Here is a 23,983-nt window from a genome sequence, read left to right on the forward strand (position 1 = left end):
GGCGTAGGAGCGGGTCTGCTCGTCCCTCTTCGGCAACGCCGTCGGCCTTGGTGGCCAGCTTGCTGTCGACGAGACGGCCGAGGCGGCGCCGGGGCGCAAGGGCCTGTTAATGCCCGCGCGGGCCGGTGACCGTGCCGCGCCTGCGGTCGGGGCCGTCGAGGATGACGCGGCGGGTCATCTCGGCGAGGCGGGAGGCGACGCGGTCGCCGACGGCGGTGCGCAGGTCGGCGATGGGGAGGTTGGTGGTGATGAGGGTGTGCAGCTCGTGGACGTACCGGTGGTCGATGAGTCGGTAGGTCAGCTCCTCGGTCCACTCCGATGCCTTGGCGGCGCCGAGGTCGTCGAGGAGCAGCAGCGGGCTGCGGGCCAGTTCCTGGAAGCGGCGTTCGCCGTCGTGGCCCTGGCGTGGGCGCAGGGTGGCGTGCAGCTCAGCGGTGGTGATGGCCTCCCAGCGCAGCCGGACCCCGGCGCCGAGCAGCGAGCGGATGGCGCCGTACGCCTGGTAGGTCTTGCCGGTTCCGGTCGGGCCCGCGATCAGCAGCGAGGGGCCGTAGGCGATGCCCGGTGCGCCGCCCGGCCCCGGCCGTCCGGCAGCCGCGATCTCCTCGACCCAGGCCGATACGTCGGCGTGGTCGGCCAGGGCGTTGAGGTAGCGGCGCGGGATGCGGGCGGCTGCCAGCTCCAGCGCGGTCACCGGCTCCGGCGACGGCGCGGCGTCGACCACGGCGGTGGGATCGATGTCGCGGGCGGCCAGGATTGCCTCCAGTTTGGCCACTGCGCCGCCCAGTTGGCGTGGCTCGCGCGCAGAGATCGCAGAGGTCGCCGTGGTCACAGCTCACCTCCGTACGCGGCCTGCGCGTCGACCGGGTTGGTCCACGGCCGGTGCCCTGCGGACGTGCCGCTCGACGAGGGCGGGTTCATGGCCTCGTTGACCAGGCTCGGCAGCACGCTGGGATGCAGGCCCTTGGCCCGCAGTCGCTCGAGACCGGCGCGCACGTACGCCGCGTCGATGCCTTCGGCGAGCAGACGGGCGGTCTCCTTGCCGAGATGCCCCAGGAAGCCTCTGGGCGGCCGGTTGGCGCATGCGGCGGAGTACTCGGCGATGAGCGCCTTGGCCGAGACGGACTCGAGTGCGGGGGCGCTCGCGCCCCCCACCGGAGGTGATCCTAGATCCAGGATCCTAGGTCCTAGATCCGGGCCATGAGGGCTCACTGAGTCCTCAGTGAGCCCTCCCGGAATGTTCCGTGATGCCTCACTGAAACCCTCCCGAGCTGCGGTTTCGCCGCTTTTCGCCGAAGACTCCCGCAGAGTGTGCGACTCCTCGGCGAGGACTCCGGGAGAGCTCACCGAAGGCCCCGTGAGTCCTGCGTGATGGCTCGCGGAGGGCTGCGCGGGCCGTCCGCCCTCGTGGCGCGGGCACGGAGGGCAGCGGCTGCCGCTGGGCCGATTGATCTTCTGGTGCTTGGCCCAGGTGACGATGTGCAGGTAGTTCTTGCCGTCGTGGCCTTCGTAGCGGCAGATCAGGCCGGCCCCGGCGAGCTGGGTGAGGTCGTCCTCGACCGCCAGCGGGCCGTGTTCGGGGCGCAGTGACCACAGGGCACCGGCGATGACGGCGGCTTGGTCGCGGAAGCAGCCGTGGTCGTCGGCCTGGGTGAGGAGCCCGAAGAAGGTCCGTTCCGCGGAGATCGAGACCTCGGCCAGCGACTCAGAGGTGAAGGCTTCCGGCTTGATGGTGCGTATCCGTGCCAAGGCAGGTGGGTGTCCTCACTCGGTGGCCGGGCGGTCGGGCAGGGCTCACCGTCGTTGGTCGGGGGGGGAGAGAGAGGGGCGGTTCGTGACCTACGGCGGGGCGTGCGCCGCAGGCATCCGCGTATGCGGGGGGGTGTCGTCAACACAGCCACACCCCACCGCATAAGTCCACCCCCATCTCTCACGGCAGAAATGCCGCTGGAAATGAGGCGGGCGGCGCCCCGCCAAAACAGTAAGACGCAATCCCCAGTCGCCGAAATCGTCGGCACAATTAACCGAGCCAGAAGGATCACATTGCCGAAGCGTTGACGGCCCGCTGCCCGGGAAGCTACAACACAACACCGCACGTCAGAGCAGGGTCGGCATTCCACCCCCGACCCCTGAATGCCCGAGTTGCCGGTTTGGGAATCGCGGCGTGCTTTATAGCAGACGATCCCCGGTTAGCGAAACCGGAGAAGGCGAGCTACAAAAAACCCATGGCAGCCCGACCCCTTCAAATCGGTTCAGTAGGAATCCGGACCGCCCGAACCATCGAAATTCTCCGTACCGAGCGCGGACTTTCCCAACGCCAGCTCGCCACCCGTGTGACCGCCCTCGGCCACCCGATGTCGAACACGGCGCTCTCCCGTATCGAACGCGCCCAGCGTCGCTGCGACATCGACGACCTCGCTGCCCTGGCCCAGGCCCTCCACGTCCCGCCCTTCGCCCTCCTGGAGGGCGACACCGCGCTGTGATCGCGGGCATTCCAACTCATGCCCCCCAGCACCGCCTACGTAAGGACCCCTCACTCTTGCCCCAAGCCGCAATACCCGCCGCGCCCACGCCTGCTCCGCTCCGCCCCGAAGGCGGCTCCTCGCTGCCACGCCTCTACGTCCCCGAGGAGATCGCCGACGTACTCGGCTGCTCCGCCTGGTGGGTCAAGGACCGCGCCCGCCGACGGCTCATCCCCTTCACGAGGGTCGGTCGTGCCTACCGCTTCACCGACGAGCACCTAGCGGAGATCATCCGCATGCACGAGACCCGCCCCGCAATTCCGCGGCAGCGAGCCGAAGCTCCTCGTGCGCCCAAGTCCTCCTCACCTCAGCCTTCTCCGTCGTCTGCCGCGTCCACGGCTCGCCTGCGCGCCCGGCCACCACGCCGAGCCCATCAGAGCCAGTTCGGGACAGCCGCCTAGCCGACGACGCAGGAAGGGGAGGAATACGTGGGTTTCGCGGAGAAGCGCGGAAACTACTGGCGCGGCCGGTACAAGATCGCGCCCGGCAAGCACCTCACGGTCGCCGACGACAACGGCAAGGCGATCAAGTTCGCTACCAAGGGCGAGGCTCAGCGTGCCGCGAGTGAGGCGGAGAACAAGTACCGGCGCGGAGACTGGCGCGACCCGGCACTCGGCCAGGAGACCTTCGGCGAGTACGCGAGCCGCTGGTACGCCGCCCAGGACCTGGCCGCCTCAACGATGCAGAACTACAAGCGCCACATCGAGGAGCACCTGCTCCCCGACTTCGAGGACAAGGCGCTCGCAGGCATCCTGCGCACGGACGTCGAGCTGTGGGAGAAGAAGGAGCGGGCCGCGTACGCGGCCTCCAGCGTCAAGACCTGGCGCTCCACGCTCCACCTGATCTTCGAGGACGCGATCGACGAGGGCCTGCTCACGTCCAACCCGGCCGCCCGGCGACGCGGGCGCGGCAAGCGTGCCGGCCGCTCCCGCGACCGCGGCCCGGAGAAGGTCGTCACTGACGCCCTCGGCATCCTGCTCACCGCTGAGCGGGCTGCCCTGCTCTCCGGCCGCGACGACGAGTTCGTCGCCACGGTTCTCAAGGGCTACACCGGCAAACGCTGGGGCGAAATCGTCGGTCTCGAAACGGAGTTCGTCCGCCCTGCTGCCTTCCGCGTCGAGTGGCAGCTGTACGAGCTGGATACCGGCGAGCTGGTCCGCTGCCCGCCCAAGGACGACAGCTACCGCACCATCGACTCGCCGGACTGGCTGTCCGCCCTTGTCCTCAACCACATCGCCCGTACGAAGCCCCTGCCGTGCCCCTGCCACGGCAGGACGTACGTCTTCAGGGGCCAGGGTGCAGCCCGCACCGGCGGCCACCTGGGCGCGAAGCTGGCTGATGTCGCACGCCGCGCCGGAGTCTCCACCGGCACGGTTTCCAACGTCCTCAACCACCCCGACCGCGTACGCGAGGACACCCGAGCCCGCGTCGAGCAGGCGATCGCCGACCTCGGCTTCGTACGCGGCGGCACCACATCGGAGCACGCGGCCCACTGACGCCGAAACGGCTTCGCCACTTGGTTGTTCACCCCGGCGGTCTCCGGTTGGTACCCGAAGAAGGCACCCCAGGAGGCCCGCCCGGTGCCGATCCTCGGCGATCCCTGGCCCGGCATCCCAGCCCGAGGCCGCGGCGCCGCCGACCGGGCCGACGCCTGCTGGATCCCGATCGCCAAGGGCCTCACACCCCATGGCCTGCGCCACACCCACCGGACTCGGAGCTTCGCCGGCCAGGTCTGGCCCGCGAACTCCTGCGCCATCGAGATTGTCACCTTGTCTTCATGTGCCATCGCGACCGCTGCGCGACCTGCCGTATCGTCACTCCCGCGGTCCGGGCCGTGTCCCATCCTGTTGGGGCACCGTAAGACGGGGCTGCGTGGAACGCCCCGAAGGGCGCAGATGCCGCTCCGGATCACGGATACCAGCGATCTCTCCGAGCCCGATCACGTACGGCCGCAGGCGTTCCTGCAGTTGGCGAAGTTCTGTGCGGAACGCGGTGTTCTCCAACCACTCGGATTCGTCCTTGTCAGGGTGGCTTTCCTCGAAACGCTGCAGGCTTGGGTGCCACTTGGCCAGGAACGGAGCTAACTCGAAGTTGAGCACGTCTAGGGCTAGTTCGTACACCGAGTCCCCCTTGGCAGGTGGAGGAGGGGTCGTATGGCCCTCTAGCGGATCGCGATAGAGGTCGAAGAGCGTATTGAGAGAGGTCAGGGCCTCGCGTAGGTTCCCACTCCCTTCTTCCAGCGGGCGAGTAGCCACCCGGGTGGCGGCTTGGAAGAACATCCTCTGAGCGGCCTGACGCATGTCCGTCTTAGTGATGAACGACATCTCGTTGCCGAAAAGGACGAGGCGGACCTCGGTCAGCTGAGCGGTCCTGCGATACAGCTCCAGGCCAAGTGCTGCGGCCACACCGGTGAGGCACCCCACGATGATCGACAATTGCTGCCCACCAGTCTGACTGATGGAATATGTTGCAATGCCGATCACGCTGCCTATGAGACCGGCTAACACCATGCGTAAACCTATTCGAACCGTGCTGTTTCCCTCGCGTCCACTCTGTCTGGCCACCGGACTCCTCACGCCCTGACGCTTCGTATTATCTGGTGGCCCTCGCTGGCGCACGGAGGCCACCTGGTGCCCCCGGAGGTCGTTGGACTCCGCTCCGGTAAACGTGATCATGCCACTCTGGAAGGGGCGCGTCGGTAGCTGAGTCGGCGGTTGTGTTCGTGGGCTAAGCGGCTTCTTCCTCTCGTACCACGTCAGCGATCTGTCGTGCGATCTCCCCGATGGAATAGTCGCTGGTGCTCATCGCCACCTTGTCTGCGAGGGAGGGGCTGTAGCGCCGGACGTCTTCAACGTGCAGGTTGTGCCAGATCGGCAGGAGCGACTGCTCTCCGGCCACGTTACGGGTGATGAGTCCGTCGAGTTCGTGGTTGGTCCAGCCCTTGGCGAAGAAGGGGGCCGAGAGCACGACGATGCCGATTCGGCTTGCTCTAATCCCTTCATCGATCTTGCGACGGAGGCTGTGGCCGATCCGCATCTGGGCTTCGTCGAGCCAGACAGTCACGCCTAGCGTGGTCAGTGCGTCTCGAAGGGGGCGGGCAACAGCTCCTTTGTCCTCGGACGCATGGGAGATGAAGACGTCCCAGGTCTGGCCGCCAAGCACGTCGCCAGGGGGCTCCTCCGGCTCATGGACCGCGACGGAGCGGGCCGGGCTGCCGTGCTCGTTGCGGGCTGGGGGCAGGAAGCCCAGCGGAGGCGGTTGAACCTGAACCGATGAGGTGATGCGGCCGGTGCGGCCGCCGAGGTCGATGGCCGCGACCCAGTGTCCGTTACTCGGGATGGTGATCCGGTGAGGGGACCGATTGACGCGACCGCCCAGGTATCGGTACCTCTTCCCCGACTTGTACTTGCTGTACTCGCTGCGCGTCATCACCTGGACATTGGCTTGGTTGCGCAAGGTGACGACGACTGTGGAACCTCTCTTGAGGCTGCCGAGGTCGTAATAGGCGTGTTCCATAAGCGCTCCTGGGAGGCGTGCGGTGCGGCCAAGCGCATCCCAGGGTATGGACTGCCACTGACAGTCGGCGGCGTAAGGCAAGAGGGGAGACGCCGACTGGGCGCTTACCGCTCAGTGGTGTCAGTCGGAGCCGACTTTCGGAAGTCGGCTCCCAAACGGCTCCCAGATCGTCTCCAGAAACCACTCAGGGGCCTGACCCGCTCTCGCGGATCAGGCCCCTGACCTGGTCTTACAGCTGTCGGGGTGGCGGGATTTGAACCCACGACCTCTTCGTCCCGAACGAAGCGCGCTGCCAAGCTGCGCCACACCCCGATGTCGATGCTCCGCTGCCTGTCAGCTCTGCTGCGCAGGTCGCGGCGACATCGATTACTTTAGCGGACCGGCGGCCGGAGACGAAATCCGGTTTTCCGGAGGGCGTGGGTCAGGCCCGTGCGGGGCGCTCCGTGAGGGTCAGGAGCGTGGCCTCGGGCGGGCAGGCGAAGCGCAGCGGGGTGTAGCGGTTGGCGCCGCAGCCGGCGGAGACGTGGAGGTAGGAGGTGTGGCCTCCGGCCTCGTGCGTGGAGAGTCCCTTCACGCGGTCCGTGTCCAGGTCGCAGTTGGTGACGAGGGCCCCGTAGAAGGGGATGCAGAGCTGGCCGCCGTGGGTGTGGCCCGCGAGGACCAGCGGGTAGCCGTCGGCGGTGAAGGCGTCCAGGGAGCGGAGGTAGGGGGCGTGCACGACGGCCATCGAGAAGTCGGCGCCGGTGTCGGGGCCGCCCGCGACCTGCTCGTACCGGTCCCGCTTGATGTGCGGGTCGTCCAGGCCGGTCAGCGCGATCTCGTAGCCGTCGATCTTGAGGGTGCCCCGGGTGTTCGTGAGGTTGACCCAGCCCGCCGCGTCGAAGCCGTCGCGCAGGTCCTCCCAGTCGATGTGGACGACGCCCACCGCGGGCGGGTTGCCGTTCAGGCCGTGGCGGCCCTGGACCTTCTCCAGCAAGTAGCGGGCGGGGTTGCGGGGTTTGGGCCCGTAGTAGTCGTTCGAGCCGAAGACGTACGCCCCGGGGAAGGCCATCAGCGGGCCCAGCGAGTCCAGGACCTCGGGGATGCCCTCCGGGTCCGACAGGTTGTCGCCCGTGTTGATCACGAAGTCGGGGCGCAGGCCCGCGAGCGAACGCAGCCAGCGCTGCTTCTTGCGCTGCCCGGACACCATGTGGATGTCCGAGACCTGGAGCACGCGCAGCGGTCGCATCCCCGGCGGCAGCACGGGAACCGTCACCCGCCTCAGCCGGAACATGCGGGTCTCGATGCCCACGGAGTAGGCGATTCCGGCCGCGGCCGTCGCCGTGATTCCCAGAGGTACTGCGTATCGCGCGCGCATACCTCCATCGTGTCAGACCCGGTGCGTCCCGTCGGTGGCGAGGGCCCGGGGAGGGCGGGCCGGAGACGGGCCCGGAGCGCCGCCCGGAAATGAAGGGGCCGACCGGGCTGCCCACCTGCCACAATTGCCCCATGACCACGCTCAAGTCGAAGCTTCAGGCCGACCTCAACGCCGCGATCAAGGGGCGCGACGAGCTGCGCTCCTCGACGCTGCGGATGACGCTCGCCGCCGTGACGAAGGAAGAGGTCGCGGGCAAGGAGAAGCGCGAGCTCTCCGACGACGAGGTGCAGAAGGTGATCACCCGCGAGGCGAAGAAGCGCCGCGAGGCGGCCGACGCCTTCGCCCAGGGCAACCGCCCCGAGCAGGCCGAGCGCGAGCGCGCCGAGGGCGAGGTCCTCGCCGAGTACCTGCCCAAGCAGCTCTCCGACGACGACCTGGAGCGGATCGTCGCCGAGGCCGTCGCCGAGGCGAAGGGCGCGGGTGCGGAGGGCCCCCGGGCCATGGGCCAGGTCATGAAGATCGTGAACCCGAAGGTGGCGGGCCAGGCCGAGGGCGGCCGCGTCGCCGCCACGGTCAAGCGCCTCCTCGCGGGCAGCTGACCCCGCCGCGGGCGTCTGCCCCTGCCCTTCGCGGGCGGCGGCCCCCGCCGCGGGCGTCTGCCCCTGCCCCTCGCGGGCGGCGGCTCCGACCTCGTTCGGGCGGCGGCTCCCGCCTCGGGCCGCCCCCGTCGCGGGCGGCGAGCCCTGCCCCTCGCGGGCAGTGCCCCCCTCGGGCGGCCCCACCTCCGGAGGCGAGCCCCGCCCCTCACAGGCGGCGGCTCCCACCCCGTTCGGGCGGCGGCTCCCACCCCGTTCGGGCGGCGGCTCCGACCTCGTTCGGGCGGCGGCTCCCGCCTCGGGCCGCCCCCGTCGCGGGCGGCGAGCCCTGCCCCCCGCGGGCAGCGGCCCCCTCACCTCGGGCGGCCCCACCTCCGGCGACGAGTCCCGCCCCGCTGCGGGCGGCCCCCCGCTTAGGGCGGCCACCGCCCCCGCCCTCCCCCGGACCGGACCGCCCCGCCCCGCACCACACAGGGGCGGCCCCCGAGCCAGAGCTCAGGGGCCGCCCCTGTCACCGTGTGGCCCGGCGCGGGCCGTCGGCCTCAGTCGCGTCCGCGCCGTCCGCCGTCGCCCCAGCCGCCGCCGTCGCCCCAACCGCCCGGGCCGTCGCCGCCATTGCCGTTGCCGCCGTTGTCGTTGCCGCCGATGATGTCCGGCCAGGGGCTCCCGCCGTTGCCGTTGCCGTCACCCGGCTTGCCGTCGTCGCCGTCGTTCCCACCGCCGTCGTTCCCACCGCCGTCGTGGTCGTCGTGGTCGTCGCGGTCCCGGTCGCCCGGCAGCCGGACGGTGTCGAAGCGCGGGTCGGGCTTGCCCGTGAGGGCGCCGCTCATGGCGTCGCGCCAGATCGGCCCCGGCACCTCGCCACCGAAGACCTTGCCGTAGCCGCGGCCGCCGATGGAGATGTCGATCATCTTGCGCTCGTGGGCCGGGTCACCGACCCAGACCGCGCCCGACATGTTCGGGGTGTAGCCCGCGAACCAGGCCGCGTACCGGTAGTCGGTCGTACCCGTCTTGCCCGCGCTGTCGCGGGCGCCGAGGCCCGCCTGCTTGCCGGTGCCGTCCTCGACGACGCCCTTCAGGAGGGTGTTGATCGTGTCGGCGGTCCGCTCCGACATGGCCCGCGAGCACGTCGACTTCGGCACCGGAAGGGACTTGCCCGCGATCGTGCTGATCGACTCGATGGCGATCGGCGTGCAGTACCTGCCGCGCGCCGCGAACGTCGCGTACGCGCTCGCCATCGTCAGCGGCGACACCTCCTGGGTGCCGAGCGCGATCGAGGGGGCCTGGTCCATCGGCTTGCCGTTGGCCCGCTCGACGCCCATCTTCCCGGCCATCTCGGTGACCGGGCAGATGCCGAGGTCGCCGATCATCTGCACGAAGTAGGTGTTGACCGACTTCGCGGTGGCCTCCCGCAGCCGGTAGGGGCCGACCTCGGACTCGTTCTCGTTGGTGAGCTTCGCGGGCCGGCTGGGGTCGTTGCGCCACGTCTTGCCGTCGCAGGCGGCGACGCTCGACGGGTACGGCATCTCGTACGGGGCCGAGTAGCGCTTGCCCGGTGACATGCCGCGCTCCAGGGCGGCGGCGGCCACGATCGGCTTGAACGTCGAACCGGGCTGGTAGCCCGCGCCGCCGCCCATCGACTGGTCCACGGACAGATTGATCTCGGTCTCGTTCTTGCCGTAGCCGAAGGGGCGCGACTGGCCCATGCCGAGGATCTTGCCGGTGCCCGGCTCGACGATGGTCGCGGCGGTCGCCACCTCGTCGGTCCGGTAGACGTGATCCTTTATCGAGGACTGCACCGAGCGCTGGGTCTGCGGGTCGAGGGTGGTCCTGATCCGCAGGCCGCCGCGGTTCCAGAGCTTGGCCCTGGCCTCCTTGCTCTTGCCGAACGCCGGGTCGTTCTTGAAGACCTTCTCGACGTACTTGCAGAAGAACCCGGCGCCCTTCACGGCGGTGATGCAGCCGTTCTTGGGGCGGCTCACGTCCAGGTCGAGCCGGGTCTTCTTGGCGCGGTCGGCCTCGGCCTGCGAGATGTCGTGGGTGTCGGCCATGCGCTGGAGCACGACGTTGCGCCGCTGCTTGGCCTCGGTCGCGTCGTTCACCGGGTCGTAGCGGCTCGGGGACTGCACGATGCCCGCGAGCAGCGCGGCCTCCTGGAGCTTCAGGTCCTTGGCCGGCTTGGAGAAGTAGCGCTGGGACGCGGCCTCGACGCCGTACGCGGCCTGACCGAAGTACGTGATGTTCAGGTAGTTCTTGAGGATCCGCTTCTTGCCGAGCTCCTCCTCGACCTGGATCGCGTACTTCAGTTCGCGGATCTTGCGGCCGAGCGTCTGCTGGGTGGCCTCGGCGACCTTCGCGGGGTCGTCACCGGCCTCCTCCACGAAGACGTTCTTCACGTACTGCTGCGTGAGCGTCGAGGCGCCCTGGGAGACGCCGCCGCTCTGCGCGTTCTGGTTCAGCGCGCGCAGGATGCCCTTGAGGTCCACCGCGCCGTGCTCGTAGAACCGGGCGTCCTCGATGGCGACGATCGCCTTCTGCATGTACGGGGAGATGCGCTTCAGCGGGACCACGGTGCGGTCGCGCGAGTACACGGTGGCGATGGGGCCGCCCGCGGAGTCCAGGATGGTCGTGCGCTGGCTCAGCGGCGGCTGCTTCAGGTTCGCCGGGATCTCGTCGAAGCCCTCGACGGATCCCTTGGCCGCGAGCCCGATCACTCCCGCGGCGGGCAGCGCGATCCCGGCGAGCACCGCGCCCGCGAGCACGCTGACGCCCAGGAACTTGGCGGTCTGCTGCGCAGGGGACAGACCACCGCCCGATCGCTTGTTTCCCATGGGGGGCAGCCTACGTTCTGATTCGCCGGACAGGCGTATATGCCTTGGCCTAAGCTGCTCTCAACTGTCACAGCAGTGCGGTCCCGCACCACGTTCTACGTCGGCCTTTCCCCGTTCGTTCAGCGTTTATCGAATGCGGCGCGGTTACCGCCCGTATCCGGCCGGTCCGGCGGAACCCCGTCCGGATCCGCCCCATGCGTCGTCCCGTGTCCGCTGTGACTCAACTGAACTGCCCGTGTTTGCCGGGTTGGTCACGCATGTCGCCAGCTCACTCCGTCGGGTGATCTGCCGCTTACGCATAGTCCGTTCGGGCCATTCAAGATTGGGCCCGAAGGGGGTGTTGCGCTGTGCCCACCTTCCGTAACGTCCTCAACTGGCGGCGGTGAATATGCCGCTGCCGCCGTGGGGGAGCCTCGATTCGGGAGAGGACGGCGCCGGTATGGGCTGGGTAACCGACTGGAGTGCGCAGGCCGCCTGCCGCACTACCGATCCGGATGAACTGTTCGTACAAGGAGCAGCGCAGAACAGGGCCAAGGCGGTGTGCACCGGCTGCCCGGTGCGGACCGAGTGCCTGGCCGACGCGCTGGACAACCGCGTCGAGTTCGGCGTGTGGGGCGGAATGACGGAGCGGGAGCGCCGTGCGCTGCTGCGCAGGCGCCCCACCGTCACCTCGTGGCGCAGGCTCCTGGAGACAGCGCGCTCCGAGTACGAGCGCGGCGCGGGCCTGCTGCCCGTGGACTTGGACGACGAGGAGACGTACGAGAGCTACGCGGCCGTGGGCTGACGCCACGTCACGCGTCATGCGGATCAGCTGACCGGCTCCCAGGGGGCCGCCTCGCTCGGGCGGCCCCGGAGCCGTGCGCCGGGCCACCGGTGCCGTCAGGGTGCCTTCGGGCTGCCGTCAGGGCGCCGGGCTCACGCCGCCCCGGCGGGTCCCGCGGTGCCGTGCGCCGCCGCGAGCTGCTCGCCGATGGCGCGCAGGCCCGCGAGGTCGTGCACGTCACCCGGCAGCGCGGCCACCTCGGCCACCGCCACCTCCGGGTGGAGCGCGGTGAAGCGGTCACGCGTGTGCTGCTCCCGGGCGATCAGACGCATCCGCTCCGCGTGCAGCCGCAGCAGCCCCGCGGTGAGCCGGTCGACGGCGGGGTCGGCGGACGCGCCGACGGCCGACGGCGCGGCGGCGCCGGACGGGGCCGGTCCGGGTGCTGGTGCGGGCTCGGGCCCTGCGGGCGGGGTGCCGGTGGACGCTGAACTGCCGGGGGCCTCAGAAGAGGGGGGAGCCGCTGAGGCGGGGGTCTCGGAGGAGGGAGCCTCAGAGGAGCTACGCCCTCCAACCTTCCCGTCCTCCTGATCCACAATGCCGCGCTCCTCAAGATTTTCGGCGGCCGCGAGCGCCCGCTCCGCCGAGAGGCCGGCCGCTCCGCTGCCGTGCACGCGGTTCAGCACGAGACCGGCCAGCGGCATGTCGTCCGCCGCGAGCCGCTCCACGAAGTACGCCGCCTCCCGCAGCGCGTCCCGCTCCGGCGACGCCACCACGAGGAACGCCGTGCCCGGCGCCTGGAGCAGCCGGTAGGTGGCGTCCGCGCGCTTGCGGAAGCCGCCGAACATCGTGTCCATCGCCGCGACGAAGGTCTGTACGTCCCGCAGCAGCTGGCCGCCGAGCAGCTTGCCCAGGGCGCCCGTCATCATCGACATGCCGACGTTCAGGAACTTCATCCCGGCCCGGCCGCCCACCTTCGCCGGGGCCATCAGGAGCCGGATCAGCTTGCCGTCGAGGAAGGAGCCGAGCCGCTTGGGCGCGTCCAGGAAGTCCAGGGCCGAGCGCGAGGGCGGGGTGTCCACGACGATCAGGTCCCAGTCGTCCCGGGCCCGCAGCTGCCCCAGCTTCTCCATCGCCATGTACTCCTGCGTGCCCGCGAAGCCCGCCGAGAGCGACTGGTAGAAGGGGTTGGACAGGATCGCCCGCGCGCGTTCCTCGTCCGCGTGCGCCTCGACGATCTCGTCGAAGGTGCGCTTCATGTCGAGCATCATGGCGCACAGCTCGCCCTCGCCCTTGATGTCCTCCACGCGCCGGGGCACGTTGTCCAAGGAGTCGATCCCCATGGACTGCGCGAGGCGCCGGGCGGGGTCGATCGTCAACACCACGACGGAGCGCCCCCGTTCGGCGGCGCGCAGCCCCAGGGCCGCCGCCGTCGTGGTCTTGCCGACGCCCCCCGAGCCGCAGCACACCACGATGCGCGTCTTGCGGTCGTCGAGCAGCGCGTCTACGTCGAGCGGGTCACGTGCCGGATCGAGGCTCATGAGTTCCTTGGCTTCCGGGGGTGTGCTTCCGGGCGTGCTGGTGCCGGACGGCGGGAGGTCACGCGACCCCCTGGTGGCGCAGCTCCTTGGCGAGTTCGTACAGGCCCGCCAGGTCCATCCCGTCGGCCAGCAGCGGCAGTTCGTGCCGGGGCAGGTCGAGACCGGCGAGGACCTCGCGCTGGGAGGCCTCCAGGGCGTGCCGCGCCGCGTACTCGGCGGCCTGGTCCAGGAGCGGGTCCACGAGCCGCCCGGCGGCGCCGCGGGCCCCGCCGAGCCCCGCCGCCGCGAGGGACTTCGCGAGGGCGGCGCGGGGGGCGCGCTCCAGGCCGAGGTCGAGCGCGGCCTCGTCCAGGAGCGCCGGGCGCACCATGTTCACGATCACGCGGCCCACGGGCAGGCCCGCGGCGCGCAGCTCGGCGATGCCGTCGGCGGTCTCCTGGACGGGCATCTCCTCCAGGAGCGTCACCAAGTGCACGTCCGTCTCGGGGGACTTGAGGACGCGCATCACGGCCTGGGCCTGGTTGTGTATCGGGCCGATCTTGGCGAGCCCGGCGACCTCGTCGTTCACGTTCAGGAAGCGCGTGATGCGGCCGGTGGGCGGCGCGTCCATGATCACGCAGTCGTACGCGTACCGCCCGTTCTTGTCCTTGCGGCGGACGGCCTCGCAGGCCTTGCCGGTGAGGAGCACGTCCCGCAGGCCCGGCGCGACCGTCGTCGCGAAGTCCACGGCGCCGAGCTTCTTCAGGGCGCGGCCCGCGCCGCCGAGTTTGTAGAACATCTGGAGGTAGTCGAGCAGCGCCAGTTCCGCGTCGATGGCCAGGGCGTACACCTCCCCGCCGCCGGGGGCCACGGCGATCTTCCGCTCCTCGTACGGAAGCGCTTCCGTCTCGAAGAGCTGCGCGATGCCCTGTCTGCCCTCGACCTCCACGAGGAGGGTGCGTCTGCCCTCGGTCGCGAGGGCGAGCGCGAGGGCCGCGGCGACCGTGGTCTTGCCGGTACCGCCCTTGCCGCTGACGACCTGGAGCCTGCTCACGTCTTCGAGCCTAACCAGTCCCCTCGCGGGCTACGCATGAGGCTGCCCACAGCAGGCCGGTCCCAGGCATTACAGTCGCCGTATGACCAAGTGGGAATACGCAACCGTGCCGCTGCTCGTCCATGCCACGAAGCAGATCCTGGACACCTGGGGCGAGGACGGCTGGGAGCTCGTCCAGGTCGTCCCGGGCCCGAACAACCCGGAGCAGCTGGTGGCCTATCTGAAGCGCGAGAAGCAGGCATGAGCACGGTAGAGGCGAAGCTGGCGGAGCTCGGGCACACGCTGCCCGCGGTCGTCCCGCCGCTCGCGGCGTACCAGCCGGCCGTGCAGTCCGGCGTGTACGTGTACACCGCCGGGCAGCTGCCCATGGTGGACGGCAAGCTGCCCGTCACCGGCAAGGTCGGCGCCGAGGTCACGCCCGAGGAGGCCAAGGACCTGGCCCGGCTGTGCGCGCTCAACGCCCTGGCGGCCGTGAAGTCCGTCGCGGGCGACCTGGACCGGATCGCCCGGGTCGTGAAGGTCACCGGCTTCGTCGCCTCGGCCCCCGACTTCACCGGCCAGCCCGGCGTGCTCAACGGCGCGAGCGAGCTGCTCGGCGCGGCCCTCGGCGACGCGGGCGTGCACGCGCGCAGCGCGGTGGGCGTGGCGGTGCTCCCGCTGGACGCCCCGGTGGAGGTCGAGATCCAGGTCGAGCTCAAGCCGTAGCGCCACGGGTGGGCGGGGCGGCGGCCCCGCCCCGCCCGCCCGCCCCGGGCGCCGAAAGGTGACCCTCGAACATCCGCGCCACCTCGGATAGCCTCCGCCCATGGCAGATGGGCAGTGGTACCCCCCGGAGTGGCCCGACCGCGTCCGCGCCCTCGCGAGCGGCGAGCTGACCCCGGCGCCCCCGCGCCCCGCCGCGACGGTGCTGCTCCTGCGGGACACCCCTCGGGGCCCGGAGGTGCACATGCTCCGGCGCCGTACGTCGATGCCCTTCGCGGCGGGCGCGTACGCCTACCCGGGCGGTGGCGTCGACCCCCGCGACCACGAGCGGGCCGTCCGCTGGGCGGGCCCGCCGCGCGCCGCCTGGGCCGCCCGGCTCGGCGTCGACGAGGCCGCGGCGCAGGCCACGGTGTGCGCGGCCGTCCGCGAGACCTACGAGGAAGCCGGGGTCCTGCTCGCGGGCCCCGGCCCGGACTCGGTCGTCGGTGACACCACGGGCGACGACTGGGAGGCCGACCGCCGGGCCCTCGTGGACCGCGACCTGTCCTTCGCCGAGTTCCTCGACCGCCGCGGCCTGGTGCTGCGCAGCGACCTCCTGGGCGCGTGGGCCCGCTGGATCACCCCGGAGTTCGAGCCGCGCCGCTACGACACGTTCTTCTTCGTGGCCGCGCTCCCGGCGGGCCAGCGCACCCGCAACGCCTCCACGGAGGCCGACCGCACGGAGTGGCTGAGCCCCGCCGCGGCCGCCGCCCGCTACGACCGCGGCGAACTCGTCATGATGCCGCCCACCATCGCCACCCTGCGTCAGCTGGCCCCGCACCGGGCCGCCGCCGACGCGGTGGCCGCGGCCGCCGGGCACGACCTCGCGCCCGTCCTGGCCCGGGCCCGCCTGGAGGACGGGGAGCTGGTGCTCTCCTGGCCGGGCCACGAGGAGTTCACCAAGCACATCCCCTCCGGCGGCGCGGCGTGAATCCGCTGCCCGCGACGACCGCCCCGATGCCGACGGGAGCCATCCCCGCATGACCGAAGCAGCGGCCCTGCCGGGCCAGCCACGTGGCGGGGTGCTCAGCGGCCCCGCCACCGCCCGCGCCGTCAACGTCCTCGCCCCCAACGCGTCCGCGATGACCCTGGACGGCACCAACACCTGGGTCGTCGCCGAACCGGACTCCGACCTCGCGGTCGTCATCGACCCGGGCCCCCTGCACGAGGGACACCTCGCCGAGGTCGTGGCGGCCGCCGAGCGCGCCGGGAAGCGGGTCGCGCTCACCCTCCTCACGCACGGCCACCCCGACCACGCCGAGGGCGCCGCCCGCTTCGCCGAGCTGACGGGCAGTAAGGTCCGCGCCCTCGACCCGGCGCTGCGCCTGGGCGACGAGGGCCTCGCCGCGGGTGATGTGATCACCACCGGGGGCCTGGAGCTGCGCGTCGTCCCGACGCCGGGCCACACGGCCGACTCGCTCTGCTTCCACCTCCCGGCCGACCGGGCCGTCCTGACGGGCGACACGATCCTGGGGCGCGGCACCACGATGGTCGCCCACCCCGACGGCCGGCTCGGCGACTATCTGGACTCGCTGCGCAGGCTGCGCTCGCTGACCGTCGACGACGGCGTGCACACGGTCCTGCCCGGTCACGGCCCGGTCCTGGAGGACGCCCAGGGGGCGGTCGAGTTCTATCTGGCGCACCGCGCCAGCCGCCTCGCCCAGGTGGAGACGGCCGTCGAGAACGGCCATACGACGGCGTCCGACGTCGTGGCGCACGTGTACGCGGACGTGGACCGCTCCCTGTGGCCCGCCGCGCAGCTGTCGGTGCACGCGCAGCTGGAGTACCTCAAGGAACACGGCCTGATCTAGCCCCAGGGCCCCGGTGTCCGCACACCGTGCCGTGCGGTGTACTCCGCCGCGAGCCACGGCCCGAGCGTCTCCATGAGTTCGCGCGGCACACCGGGGTCGGCCACGGGCTCGTACGCCACGGCGGCGGCCGTCCGCATCCGGTCGGCCCACTCGGGGTAGTAGCGGCCGAACACCTCGGCCATCTCGGCGAGTTCGCCGGTCCAGCCGTGCCAGCGGGGCATGACGAGCGTGAAGCCGGTGCGGACGAGGCGCCGGGAGACCGTCCGGCACAGGGCCCGCAGGGCCGCGTCGTCGCCCGCGGCCGCGGCGGCGTCGAGGCGCTCGCGCCAGGACGGGAGCAGCGCGGCCAGGTCGCCGTTGGTCTCCCGGGCGAGCCGGCCGTCGGGCCGGTAGCGGGGCAGGAATTCGGCCAGGTCCGCGCCCAGGAGCGGCGTACAGAGGCAGGCGAGGAACCAGCCGTGGTCGTACGTCTCGTGCTCGCTCAGGACGCGTGCGCGGCTCAGGAGCAGGATGCCGACGCCGTCGACCTCCGTGAACTCCTTGTCGACGGCGGCGGACACGGCGTGCGCGTCCGCGCGGTCGGCCTCGCTCGGCTCCTCGCGCAGGACGAGCAGGAGGTCCAGGTCGGAGCGGTGGACGCGGGCGGTGCCGCGCGGCACCGAGCCGTACAGATAGGCGCTGTCGAGCCGCTTGCCGAAGACGTCGGCGACCCGGTCGCGCGCGGCGGCGACGACCGGCCGGAAGGCGTCCTGGATCCGTCCCAGGGAGCCCTCGCGCTCGATGTACCCCTGGCTGTCGAGCCCACGGCTGACGGTAGTCATGGGGCCACTGTGCAGGGTGGGTGCCCCTGGGGCACGCACTTTTCCGATGCGGCACGTCGGGGCGTACGCCGAACGCACCGTGCCCGGTGGGCGCGGTGCGTTCGGTACGGCGTACGGGTCAGCGGGACCGCTTGGCCAGGCGCTCGACGTCCAGGAGGATCACGGCGCGGGCCTCCAGGCGGAGCCAGCCGCGGCCCGCGAAGTCCGCGAGGGCCTTGTTGACCGTCTCGCGGGAGGCGCCGACCAGCTGGGCGAGCTCTTCCTGCGTGAGGTCGTGCACCACGTGGATGCCCTCTTCGGACTGCACGCCGAAGCGGCGGGACAGGTCGAGCAGGGCGCGGGCCACGCGGCCGGGGACGTCGGAGAACACGAGGTCCGACATCTGGTCGTTGGTCTTGCGCAGGCGCCGGGCGACGGCGCGCAGCAGGGCGGCGGCCACCTCCGGGCGCGCGTTGAGCCACGGCTGGAGGTCGCCGTGGCCGAGGCCGAGCAGCTTGACCTCGGTGAGGGCGGTGGCGGTGGCGGTGCGGGGGCCCGGGTCGAAGAGCGAGAGCTCACCGATGAGCTCGCCGGGGCCCAGGACGGCGAGCATGTTCTCGCGGCCGTCGGGGGAGGTGCGGTGGAGCTTCACCTTGCCTTCGGTGACCACGTACAGGCGGTCTCCGGGGTCGCCCTCATGGAAGAGCGCGTCCCCGCGTGCGAGCGTCACCTCACTCATGGAGGCGCGGAGCTCCGCGGCCTGCTCGTCATCGAGCGCCGCGAAGAGCGGGGCGCGCCGCAGAACGTCGTCCACGAGTTCTCTCCTTGTCGACCTGCATCAGGGGACGGGTGCCCCAGTTTGCCGGACGGTTCAAACAGTGTGATCAGTCACTCAAGTCTGCCGCACTTGTGACGGAGGCAATGCGGAAGGGGGCCAATTGGGGGCTGATCCGGGGGATCGGCGCCGGACGCGGCCGCCCGGCCGGAAGCCGGACACCCGCCTACGGGCCCGTGAGAGCACAGGCCACGGCGGCGCGGCGGACGGGTACGCAGGACAATTCTGCTGTGGGCGAACACGCTTCCGCCACTTCTGAGAATCCGGACAAATCGGACCCTGTGCGGCGCGTCGGTGAGGGCGCGGGGGGTGTGCGGGGGAGGGTGCGCTCCGGCGCGCGCCCGGCGCCGATGCCCTCCGCGGCGACAACGGCGCATCTCCGCCGTCGGTGTCAGTGAGGGCCCGTACGCTGGCCGCATGGCGAATCAAGGCGCTTCACGGGCCGCTCGGCCCACTGCGGAGCCGACGGACGGGGCGGCGTCGGCCGGGGCGGCGGCCAAGAAGGTGCCCGCCGCGAAGGCCCCGGCGAAGAAGGCTTCGACCAAGAAGGCTCCGGCGGCGGAGAAGGCTCCGGCCAAGAAGGCATCCGTGGCCGAGGCTCCGGCGAAGAAGGCTCCGGCGAAGAAAGCCCCGGCGAAGAAGGCTCCCGCCGGGAAGGCGACCGCCGGGGGCGCGAAGGCCGCCCCCCAGGGCGTGAAGGCCCCCGCCGCGCCCAAGACGCACACGGCCCTCGTCCGCCAGGCCCGCCGCATCAACCGCGAGCTCGCCGACGTGTATCCGTACGCGCACCCGGAGCTCGATTTCGAAAACCCGTTCCAATTGCTCGTGGCGACCGTCCTCTCCGCGCAGACGACGGACCTGCGGGTCAATCAGACGACACCGGCCCTCTTCGCCAAGTACCCGACCCCGGAGGACCTCGCCGCGGCCAATCCGGAGGAGGTCGAGGAGGTGATCCGGCCGACCGGGTTCTTCCGCGCCAAGACCCGGTCGATCATGGGCCTCTCCGCCGCCCTGCGGGACGACTTCGGCGGCGAGGTGCCCGGCCGCCTCGAAGACCTGGTCAAGCTGCCCGGCGTGGGCCGCAAGACCGCCTTCGTCGTCCTGGGCAACGCCTTCGGCGTCCCCGGCATCACCGTGGACACCCACTTCGGCCGTCTGGTGCGCCGCTGGAAGTGGACGGCGGAGACCGACCCGGAGAAGGTCGAGGCCGTCGTCGCCGGGCTCTTCCCCAAGAGCGACTGGACGATGCTGTCGCACCGCGTGATCTTCCACGGCCGCCGCATCTGCCACGCCCGCAAGCCCGCGTGCGGCGCCTGTCCGATCGCCCCCCTCTGCCCGTCGTACGGGGAGGGCGAGACGGACCCGGAGAAGGCCGAGAAGCTCCTGAAGTACGAGAAGGGCGGCCTGCCGGGGCAGCGCCTCAAGCCCCCGCCGGACTATCCGGGCAGGGCCGCGCCGCCGCTCGGCGCCACGGGGTGATCGAGGAACCATCCGCGGGGCAGGTGGCGTTGTGGAGAGATGGAGGGGCGGACGGGGGACCGCGGGGGGACCGGGGTTCCGATGACGCACGCGAGTGACACGCACACAGGCGGCAGGGACATGAGCGACGACGGCGAGAAGCACGGCACGGACTCCCACGGGGCGCGGGGCCCCCACACCCACGAGACCCCGGGCGGAGCCAGGCCCCACCCGCCGGGCGCCGCCCAGGCCCACCCCGCCCCGGGCGCCGCCCAGGCCCAGCCCGCCCCGGGCGCCCCCCGGGCGCGGCAGCCGCACGCTCCCCGCGCGCAGCCCGTCGGCGCCTCCCGCGCGCAGGGCGCCACCGCCCCCCGGGACACCCCGGCCCCGGACACCCCCGCCCTTCCTCACCCCGGGCCGACCCCCCTCACCACCGAAGGCCTGCCCTCCTGGCTCGCCCCCGTCGTGCGGGCGGCCGCCACCGTGCGGCCCGACCAGCTCAGCAGGTTCCTGCCGCCGGAGGGCGGCGGCGGACGGCAGTCCGCCGTGCTCGTCCTCTTCGGCGAGGGCGAGCGGGGACCCGAGCTGCTCCTCATGGAGCGGGCGGGCTCGCTGCGCTCCCACCCGGGGCAGCCGTCGTTCCCCGGCGGCGCCCTGGACCCGGAGGACGGGGACCCGCAGGGCGAGGGGCCGCTGCGCGCCGCCCTCAGGGAGGCCGAGGAGGAGACCGGGCTCGACCCGCGCGGCGTCCAGCTCTTCGGGGTGCTGCCGAGCCTGTTCATCCCCGTGAGCGATTTCGTCGTGACGCCCGTCCTCGGCTGGTGGCGCGCGCCGAGCCCGGTGGGCGTCGTCGATCCGGCCGAGACCGCCCGGGTCTTCACCGTGCCCGTGGCGGACCTCACGGACCCGGCGAACCGCGCGATGGCGGTGCACCCCCGCGGGCACCAGGGCCCCGCCTTCCTCGTGGAGTCCGCCCTGGTCTGGGGATTCACCGCCGGGGTCATCGACAGGATCCTGCACTTCGCCGGGTGGGAGCGCCCGTGGGACAGGGACCGCCGCGTCCCGCTCGACTGGGGCTCATGACAAGGTTGCGTGGACCGCGGCCACCGAGGCCGAGGACGGCGCGCGCCCCGCGAGGCGTGGCGCGTAACGGCGACCGCTGGGCGGGGACTCATGCGAGGCGAGGACTGAATCGGTGAACGTGCTGGACATCCTGCTGCTGCTCGCCGCGGTGTGGTTCGCGATCGTCGGCTACCGCCAGGGTTTCGTCGTCGGCATCCTGTCCGTGATCGGCTTCCTCGGCGGCGGTCTCGTCGCGGTGTATCTGCTCCCCGTCGTCTGGGACGCCATGACCGACGAGGGCGCGAAGGTGACGACGACCGCGGCGGTCATCGCCGTCGTCGTGGTGATCGTCTGTGCCTCCGTCGGCCAGGCCTTCACCACCCACCTGGGCAACAAGCTGCGCCGGTACATCACCTGGCAGCCCGCCAGAGCCCTGGACGCCACCGGCGGCGCCCTGGTCAACGTGGTCGCGATGCTCCTGGTCGCCTGGCTGATCGGCTCCCTCCTCGCGGGCACGACGCTGCCGACCTTCGGCAAGGAGGTCCGCAACTCCAAGGTGCTGCTCGGCATCGACCGCGCCCTGCCCGGCCAGGCCGACACCTGGTTCACGGACTTCACCTCGGTCCTCGCGAGGAACGGCTTCCCGCAGGTCTTCAGCCCGTTCTCGAACGAGCCGATCAAGGAGGTCCCGCCCCCCGACTCGAAGCTGGCCCGCAGCCACGTCGCCGTCACCGCCAAGCGCTCCATCGTGAAGGTCAGCGGCGACGCGCACAGCTGCGGCAAGGCCCTCGAAGGCACCGGCTTCGTCTTCGCCCCGCGCCGCGTCATGACGAACGCGCACGTGGTCGGCGGTGTGGACGAGCCCCGCGTGCAGATAGGCGGCGAGGCCGAGAAGTACGACGCGAAGGTCGTGCTCTACGACTGGGAGCGCGACATCGCCGTGCTCGACGTGCCGTCGCTGCCCGCCCCCGCCCTGAAGTTCGCCTCGGGCGACGCCGTGAGCGGCAACGGCGCCATCGTGGCGGGCTTCCCGGAGGACGGCCCGTACACCGTCCGCCCCGCGCGCGTGCGCGGCCGCATCACGGCCAAGGGCCCGGACATCTACCACCGGGGCACGGTCCGCCGCGATGTGTACTCGCTGTACGCCACGGTCCGCCAGGGCAACTCCGGCGGCCCGCTGCTCACCCCCAAGGGCGAGGTCTACGGCGTCGTGTTCGCCAAGTCGCTCGACGACCCCGACACCGGCTACGCCCTGACGGCGGACGAGATCCGCGAGGACATCGACCGGGGCCGCACCGCCAACCAGGAGGTCGACAGCCAGGGGTGCGCGCTGTAGCGGCGTACGGGAAGCGGGTCAGTCGCGGGTGTGCCGCAGGCGCGCCGACACCCACCGGGCCCGGCGGCGCAGGATGCGCGGAATACCGATCGCCTGAGCGGTGCCCGCGGGCCCCTGCTCATGCGGGCCGCCCCTCTCGTGGCTGTTCACCACGGTGGCCGTGCGGCGCTTGCGTGCTACGTCACTGTAGTCGTGCGTCCAGCCCATACCCGGACGTGTGCCCGTGCCTCAAGGTCGGTAACCGCGCGCAGGGGCCCCAATTGGCCTATGCGCCAGGCAATTGGCGTTCGTCGGACTGACGTTCCCGCATTCGGGTGACGCCGCGGCCGCGGGGGGCGTCAGCGGTCGGGCTCGGGGTCCTTCAGCCAGCTCACCAGCTCGTTGGAGAAGGCCACCGGGTCCTCCTCGTGCGGGAAGTGCCCCAGGCCGTCGAACAGCCGCCAGCGGTACGGCGCTTCGACGTACTCGCCGGAACCGGCCGCGCTGCGGGTGCGCATCACCGGGTCGAGGGACCCGTGCACATGGAGCGTGGGCACCCGCACCGGGCGCTTCATGCGCCGGTTGAACTGGATCCCGTCGGGGCGCGCCATGGACCGCACCATCCAGCGGTACGGCTCGATCGAGCAGTGCGCCGTCGAGGGGATGCACATCGCGCGCCGGTACGTCTCCACGGCCTCGTCGTCCGGGAGGCGCGGCCCCGACCAGTCCCGCATCAGCCGGCCGACCAGGGCGCCGTCGTCCGCGACGAGCTGGCGCTCCGGGACCCACGGCCGCTGGAAGCCCCACACGTAGGAACCGGCGGCGGTCTGCTTCATGTCCCGCAGCATCGCCGAGCGCCAGCGCCGGGGGTGCGGCATGGAGGTGACGGCGAGGCGGCGCACCAGCTTGGGCCGCATCACGGCGGCGGTCCAGGCGAGGTAGCCGCCCAGGTCGTGGCCCACGAGCGCGGCGTCGGGCTCCCCGAGGGAGCGCACCACGCCGGTGATGTCGAGGGCCAGGTTGGCCGGGTCGTAGCCGCGCGGGGTGCGGTCGCTGCCGCCGACGCCCCGCAGGTCCATCGCCACCGCGCGGAAGCCCGCGTCGGCGAGCGAGACGAGCTGGTGCCGCCAGGCCCACCAGAACTGCGGGAAGCCGTGGAGCAGCAGCACCAGCGGCCCGTCACCGAGCTCCGCGATGTGGAAGCGGGCGCCGTTGGCGGCGACGTCCCGGTGCGTCCAGGGGCCGTCGATGCGTACGGCCGACGCGGTCGCGGAGGCGTGCTGGGGGGTATTGGCGGGGTCCGTCATGCAGTCGAGCGTGCCACAGCGTCGGCCCGCTCACCCTTCTCCAGCTCAAGGGCGCTCGTCGCAGGGGTCACGGGGCGCGGATGCGGCTTGACGTTCTGCAGTACGGCAGCCGTCTCCTTGGCCGCGGCCGCGGCCTTCTGCGGGCCCTTGCCCTTGGCGGCCTTCTTGGCGAAGATCACGCCGATCCAGGCGAGCACGCCCGCCACCAGGACGTTCGCCGCGAAGGACAGCACGAAGCAGATCGCGAGGTTCCAGCCGCTCCAGGTGCGGATGCCGTAGGCCAGGGCGAAGCTCAGCATCGGCAGCGAGAAGATGAGGACGGCAACGGCCGCGATGAACGCGGCACTGCCGATCGCACCGCGCTTGACGTCCTGCGTCAGCTGGGCCTTGACCAGCGCGATCTCGTCGTGCACCAGCTCCGACATCTCTTTGCTCGCCGCGGAGACGAGCTGGCCGAGGCTGCGTTCGGTGCCGACGGGACCGTCGGGTGCGCTCATC

Annotated in this window: 24 protein-coding genes, 1 tRNA gene and 1 pseudogene; 12 read left to right on the plus strand and 14 right to left on the minus strand. The window is 71.7% G+C overall.

The genetic code is table 11. The annotated features are described in order from the left end of the window. Window positions 1–106: 106 nt before the first annotated feature. Together C9F11_RS22800 and C9F11_RS22805 are read right to left on the minus strand one after the other, a co-directional pair. Window positions 107–811 (minus strand): ATP-binding protein, encoded by a 705-nt coding sequence (locus C9F11_RS22800; RefSeq protein ID WP_138966867.1) that lies wholly within the window; start codon window positions 809–811, stop codon window positions 107–109. A 17-nt stretch (window positions 812–828) separates the two neighbouring features. Beyond that, window positions 829–1,749: a hypothetical protein gene (locus C9F11_RS22805; protein WP_138961020.1), complete on the minus strand. Its 921-nt coding sequence runs from the start codon at window positions 1,747–1,749 to the stop codon at window positions 829–831. Window positions 1,750–2,225: 476 nt separating this feature from the next. On the opposite strand from C9F11_RS22805, the gene C9F11_RS22810 reads away from it, so the two are divergent. The 3 genes and pseudogenes from C9F11_RS22810 to C9F11_RS22820 all read left to right on the plus strand — a co-directional run. Then, window positions 2,226–2,483, plus strand: a complete 258-nt coding sequence (locus C9F11_RS22810; RefSeq protein WP_138961021.1) for a helix-turn-helix transcriptional regulator — start codon at window positions 2,226–2,228, stop codon at window positions 2,481–2,483. 122 nt (window positions 2,484–2,605) lie between these two features. Then, window positions 2,606–2,923 (plus strand): helix-turn-helix domain-containing protein, encoded by a 318-nt coding sequence (locus C9F11_RS22815; protein ID WP_138966869.1) that lies wholly within the window; start codon window positions 2,606–2,608, stop codon window positions 2,921–2,923. Between the two features lie 27 nt (window positions 2,924–2,950). Further along, window positions 2,951–4,234: pseudogene (locus C9F11_RS22820) on the plus strand (LacI family DNA-binding transcriptional regulator); the annotation flags it as partial. A gap of 102 nt (window positions 4,235–4,336) precedes the next feature. Here the strand turns inward: C9F11_RS22820 and C9F11_RS47490 are convergent. From C9F11_RS47490 to C9F11_RS22840, 4 genes are all read right to left on the minus strand, one after another. Beyond that, window positions 4,337–5,005, minus strand: coding sequence for a hypothetical protein (locus C9F11_RS47490; protein WP_171075583.1), 669 nt, complete (start codon window positions 5,003–5,005; stop codon window positions 4,337–4,339). A gap of 244 nt (window positions 5,006–5,249) precedes the next feature. Continuing rightward, window positions 5,250–6,038, minus strand: a complete 789-nt coding sequence (locus C9F11_RS22825; protein WP_138961022.1) for a DUF1883 domain-containing protein — start codon at window positions 6,036–6,038, stop codon at window positions 5,250–5,252. A 238-nt stretch (window positions 6,039–6,276) separates the two neighbouring features. Beyond that, window positions 6,277–6,350, minus strand: a tRNA-Pro gene (locus C9F11_RS22835). Window positions 6,351–6,459: 109 nt separating this feature from the next. Next, entirely contained in the window at window positions 6,460–7,395 is a 936-nt protein-coding gene (locus tag C9F11_RS22840; RefSeq protein WP_138961024.1) for a metallophosphoesterase, read from the minus strand. Window positions 7,396–7,526: 131 nt separating this feature from the next. Here C9F11_RS22840 and C9F11_RS22845 point away from each other — a divergent pair, with 131 nt between their 5' ends. Next, the gene (locus C9F11_RS22845; protein WP_138961025.1) at window positions 7,527–7,994 is read left to right on the plus strand and encodes a GatB/YqeY domain-containing protein; all 468 of its coding nucleotides are present in this window, start codon (window positions 7,527–7,529) and stop codon (window positions 7,992–7,994) included. A gap of 539 nt (window positions 7,995–8,533) precedes the next feature. On the opposite strand, the gene C9F11_RS22850 is transcribed toward C9F11_RS22845, so the two are convergent. Next, complete coding sequence (locus tag C9F11_RS22850; protein ID WP_138961026.1) at window positions 8,534–10,822, minus strand: transglycosylase domain-containing protein; 2,289 nt, start codon at window positions 10,820–10,822, stop codon at window positions 8,534–8,536. Between the two features lie 439 nt (window positions 10,823–11,261). On the opposite strand from C9F11_RS22850, the gene C9F11_RS22860 reads away from it, so the two are divergent. Further along, a complete protein-coding gene (locus C9F11_RS22860; RefSeq protein WP_171075821.1) occupies window positions 11,262–11,606 on the plus strand; it encodes a WhiB family transcriptional regulator in 345 nt (114 codons plus the stop codon). A 131-nt stretch (window positions 11,607–11,737) separates the two neighbouring features. On the opposite strand, the gene C9F11_RS22865 is transcribed toward C9F11_RS22860, so the two are convergent. Together C9F11_RS22865 and C9F11_RS22870 are read right to left on the minus strand one after the other, a co-directional pair. Continuing rightward, entirely contained in the window at window positions 11,738–13,123 is a 1,386-nt protein-coding gene (locus C9F11_RS22865) for an ArsA family ATPase (protein WP_138961027.1), read from the minus strand. A 58-nt stretch (window positions 13,124–13,181) separates the two neighbouring features. Beyond that, on the minus strand, window positions 13,182–14,156 hold the full coding sequence (locus tag C9F11_RS22870) for an ArsA-related P-loop ATPase (RefSeq protein ID WP_138961028.1): 975 nt from the start codon (window positions 14,154–14,156) through the stop codon (window positions 13,182–13,184). Window positions 14,157–14,238: 82 nt separating this feature from the next. Between C9F11_RS22870 and C9F11_RS22875 the strand changes: the two genes are divergently transcribed. The 4 genes from C9F11_RS22875 to C9F11_RS22890 all read left to right on the plus strand — a co-directional run bounded on the left by C9F11_RS22875 (window position 14,239) and on the right by C9F11_RS22890 (window position 16,708). After that, on the plus strand, window positions 14,239–14,400 hold the full coding sequence (locus C9F11_RS22875; protein WP_003975360.1) for a DUF4177 domain-containing protein: 162 nt from the start codon (window positions 14,239–14,241) through the stop codon (window positions 14,398–14,400). After that, window positions 14,397–14,861 (plus strand): RidA family protein, encoded by a 465-nt coding sequence (locus tag C9F11_RS22880; protein WP_138961029.1) that lies wholly within the window; start codon window positions 14,397–14,399, stop codon window positions 14,859–14,861. Before C9F11_RS22875 ends, C9F11_RS22880 begins: the two co-directional genes overlap by 4 nt. Before the next feature lie 100 nt (window positions 14,862–14,961). Beyond that, entirely contained in the window at window positions 14,962–15,828 is an 867-nt protein-coding gene (locus C9F11_RS22885) for an NUDIX hydrolase (RefSeq protein ID WP_138961030.1), read from the plus strand. Between the two features lie 49 nt (window positions 15,829–15,877). Then, window positions 15,878–16,708 (plus strand): MBL fold metallo-hydrolase, encoded by an 831-nt coding sequence (locus C9F11_RS22890; protein WP_138961031.1) that lies wholly within the window; start codon window positions 15,878–15,880, stop codon window positions 16,706–16,708. On the opposite strand, the gene C9F11_RS22895 is transcribed toward C9F11_RS22890, so the two are convergent. Together C9F11_RS22895 and C9F11_RS22900 are read right to left on the minus strand one after the other, a co-directional pair. Further along, complete coding sequence (locus tag C9F11_RS22895) at window positions 16,705–17,529, minus strand: nucleotidyltransferase domain-containing protein (RefSeq protein WP_138961032.1); 825 nt, start codon at window positions 17,527–17,529, stop codon at window positions 16,705–16,707. The genes C9F11_RS22890 and C9F11_RS22895 overlap by 4 nt on opposite strands. A gap of 118 nt (window positions 17,530–17,647) precedes the next feature. Beyond that, window positions 17,648–18,322, minus strand: coding sequence for a Crp/Fnr family transcriptional regulator (locus C9F11_RS22900; protein WP_006382668.1), 675 nt, complete (start codon window positions 18,320–18,322; stop codon window positions 17,648–17,650). 438 nt (window positions 18,323–18,760) lie between these two features. Between C9F11_RS22900 and nth the strand changes: the two genes are divergently transcribed. The 3 genes from nth to C9F11_RS22915 all read left to right on the plus strand — a co-directional run bounded on the left by nth (window position 18,761) and on the right by C9F11_RS22915 (window position 22,199). Further along, window positions 18,761–19,822 (plus strand): endonuclease III, encoded by a 1,062-nt coding sequence (nth, locus tag C9F11_RS22905; RefSeq protein WP_249401844.1) that lies wholly within the window; start codon window positions 18,761–18,763, stop codon window positions 19,820–19,822. Window positions 19,823–20,242: 420 nt separating this feature from the next. Next, on the plus strand, window positions 20,243–20,884 hold the full coding sequence (locus tag C9F11_RS22910) for a CoA pyrophosphatase (protein WP_138966871.1): 642 nt from the start codon (window positions 20,243–20,245) through the stop codon (window positions 20,882–20,884). Between the two features lie 112 nt (window positions 20,885–20,996). Then, window positions 20,997–22,199, plus strand: a complete 1,203-nt coding sequence (locus C9F11_RS22915; protein ID WP_138961034.1) for a MarP family serine protease — start codon at window positions 20,997–20,999, stop codon at window positions 22,197–22,199. Window positions 22,200–22,217: 18 nt separating this feature from the next. On the opposite strand, the gene C9F11_RS22920 is transcribed toward C9F11_RS22915, so the two are convergent. The 3 genes from C9F11_RS22920 to C9F11_RS22930 all read right to left on the minus strand — a co-directional run bounded on the left by C9F11_RS22920 (window position 22,218) and on the right by C9F11_RS22930 (window position 23,982). Further along, the gene (locus C9F11_RS22920; RefSeq protein WP_138961035.1) at window positions 22,218–22,406 is read right to left on the minus strand and encodes a hypothetical protein; all 189 of its coding nucleotides are present in this window, start codon (window positions 22,404–22,406) and stop codon (window positions 22,218–22,220) included. A 131-nt stretch (window positions 22,407–22,537) separates the two neighbouring features. Continuing rightward, complete coding sequence (locus C9F11_RS22925) at window positions 22,538–23,485, minus strand: alpha/beta hydrolase (RefSeq protein WP_138961036.1); 948 nt, start codon at window positions 23,483–23,485, stop codon at window positions 22,538–22,540. After that, window positions 23,482–23,982, minus strand: a complete 501-nt coding sequence (locus C9F11_RS22930) for a phage holin family protein (RefSeq protein ID WP_138961037.1) — start codon at window positions 23,980–23,982, stop codon at window positions 23,482–23,484. The genes C9F11_RS22925 and C9F11_RS22930 overlap by 4 nt, the downstream gene beginning before the upstream one ends. Window position 23,983: the final 1 nt, after the last annotated feature.

This window comes from Streptomyces sp. YIM 121038, assembly GCF_006088715.1.
Classification (GTDB): Bacteria; Actinomycetota; Actinomycetes; order Streptomycetales; family Streptomycetaceae; genus Streptomyces.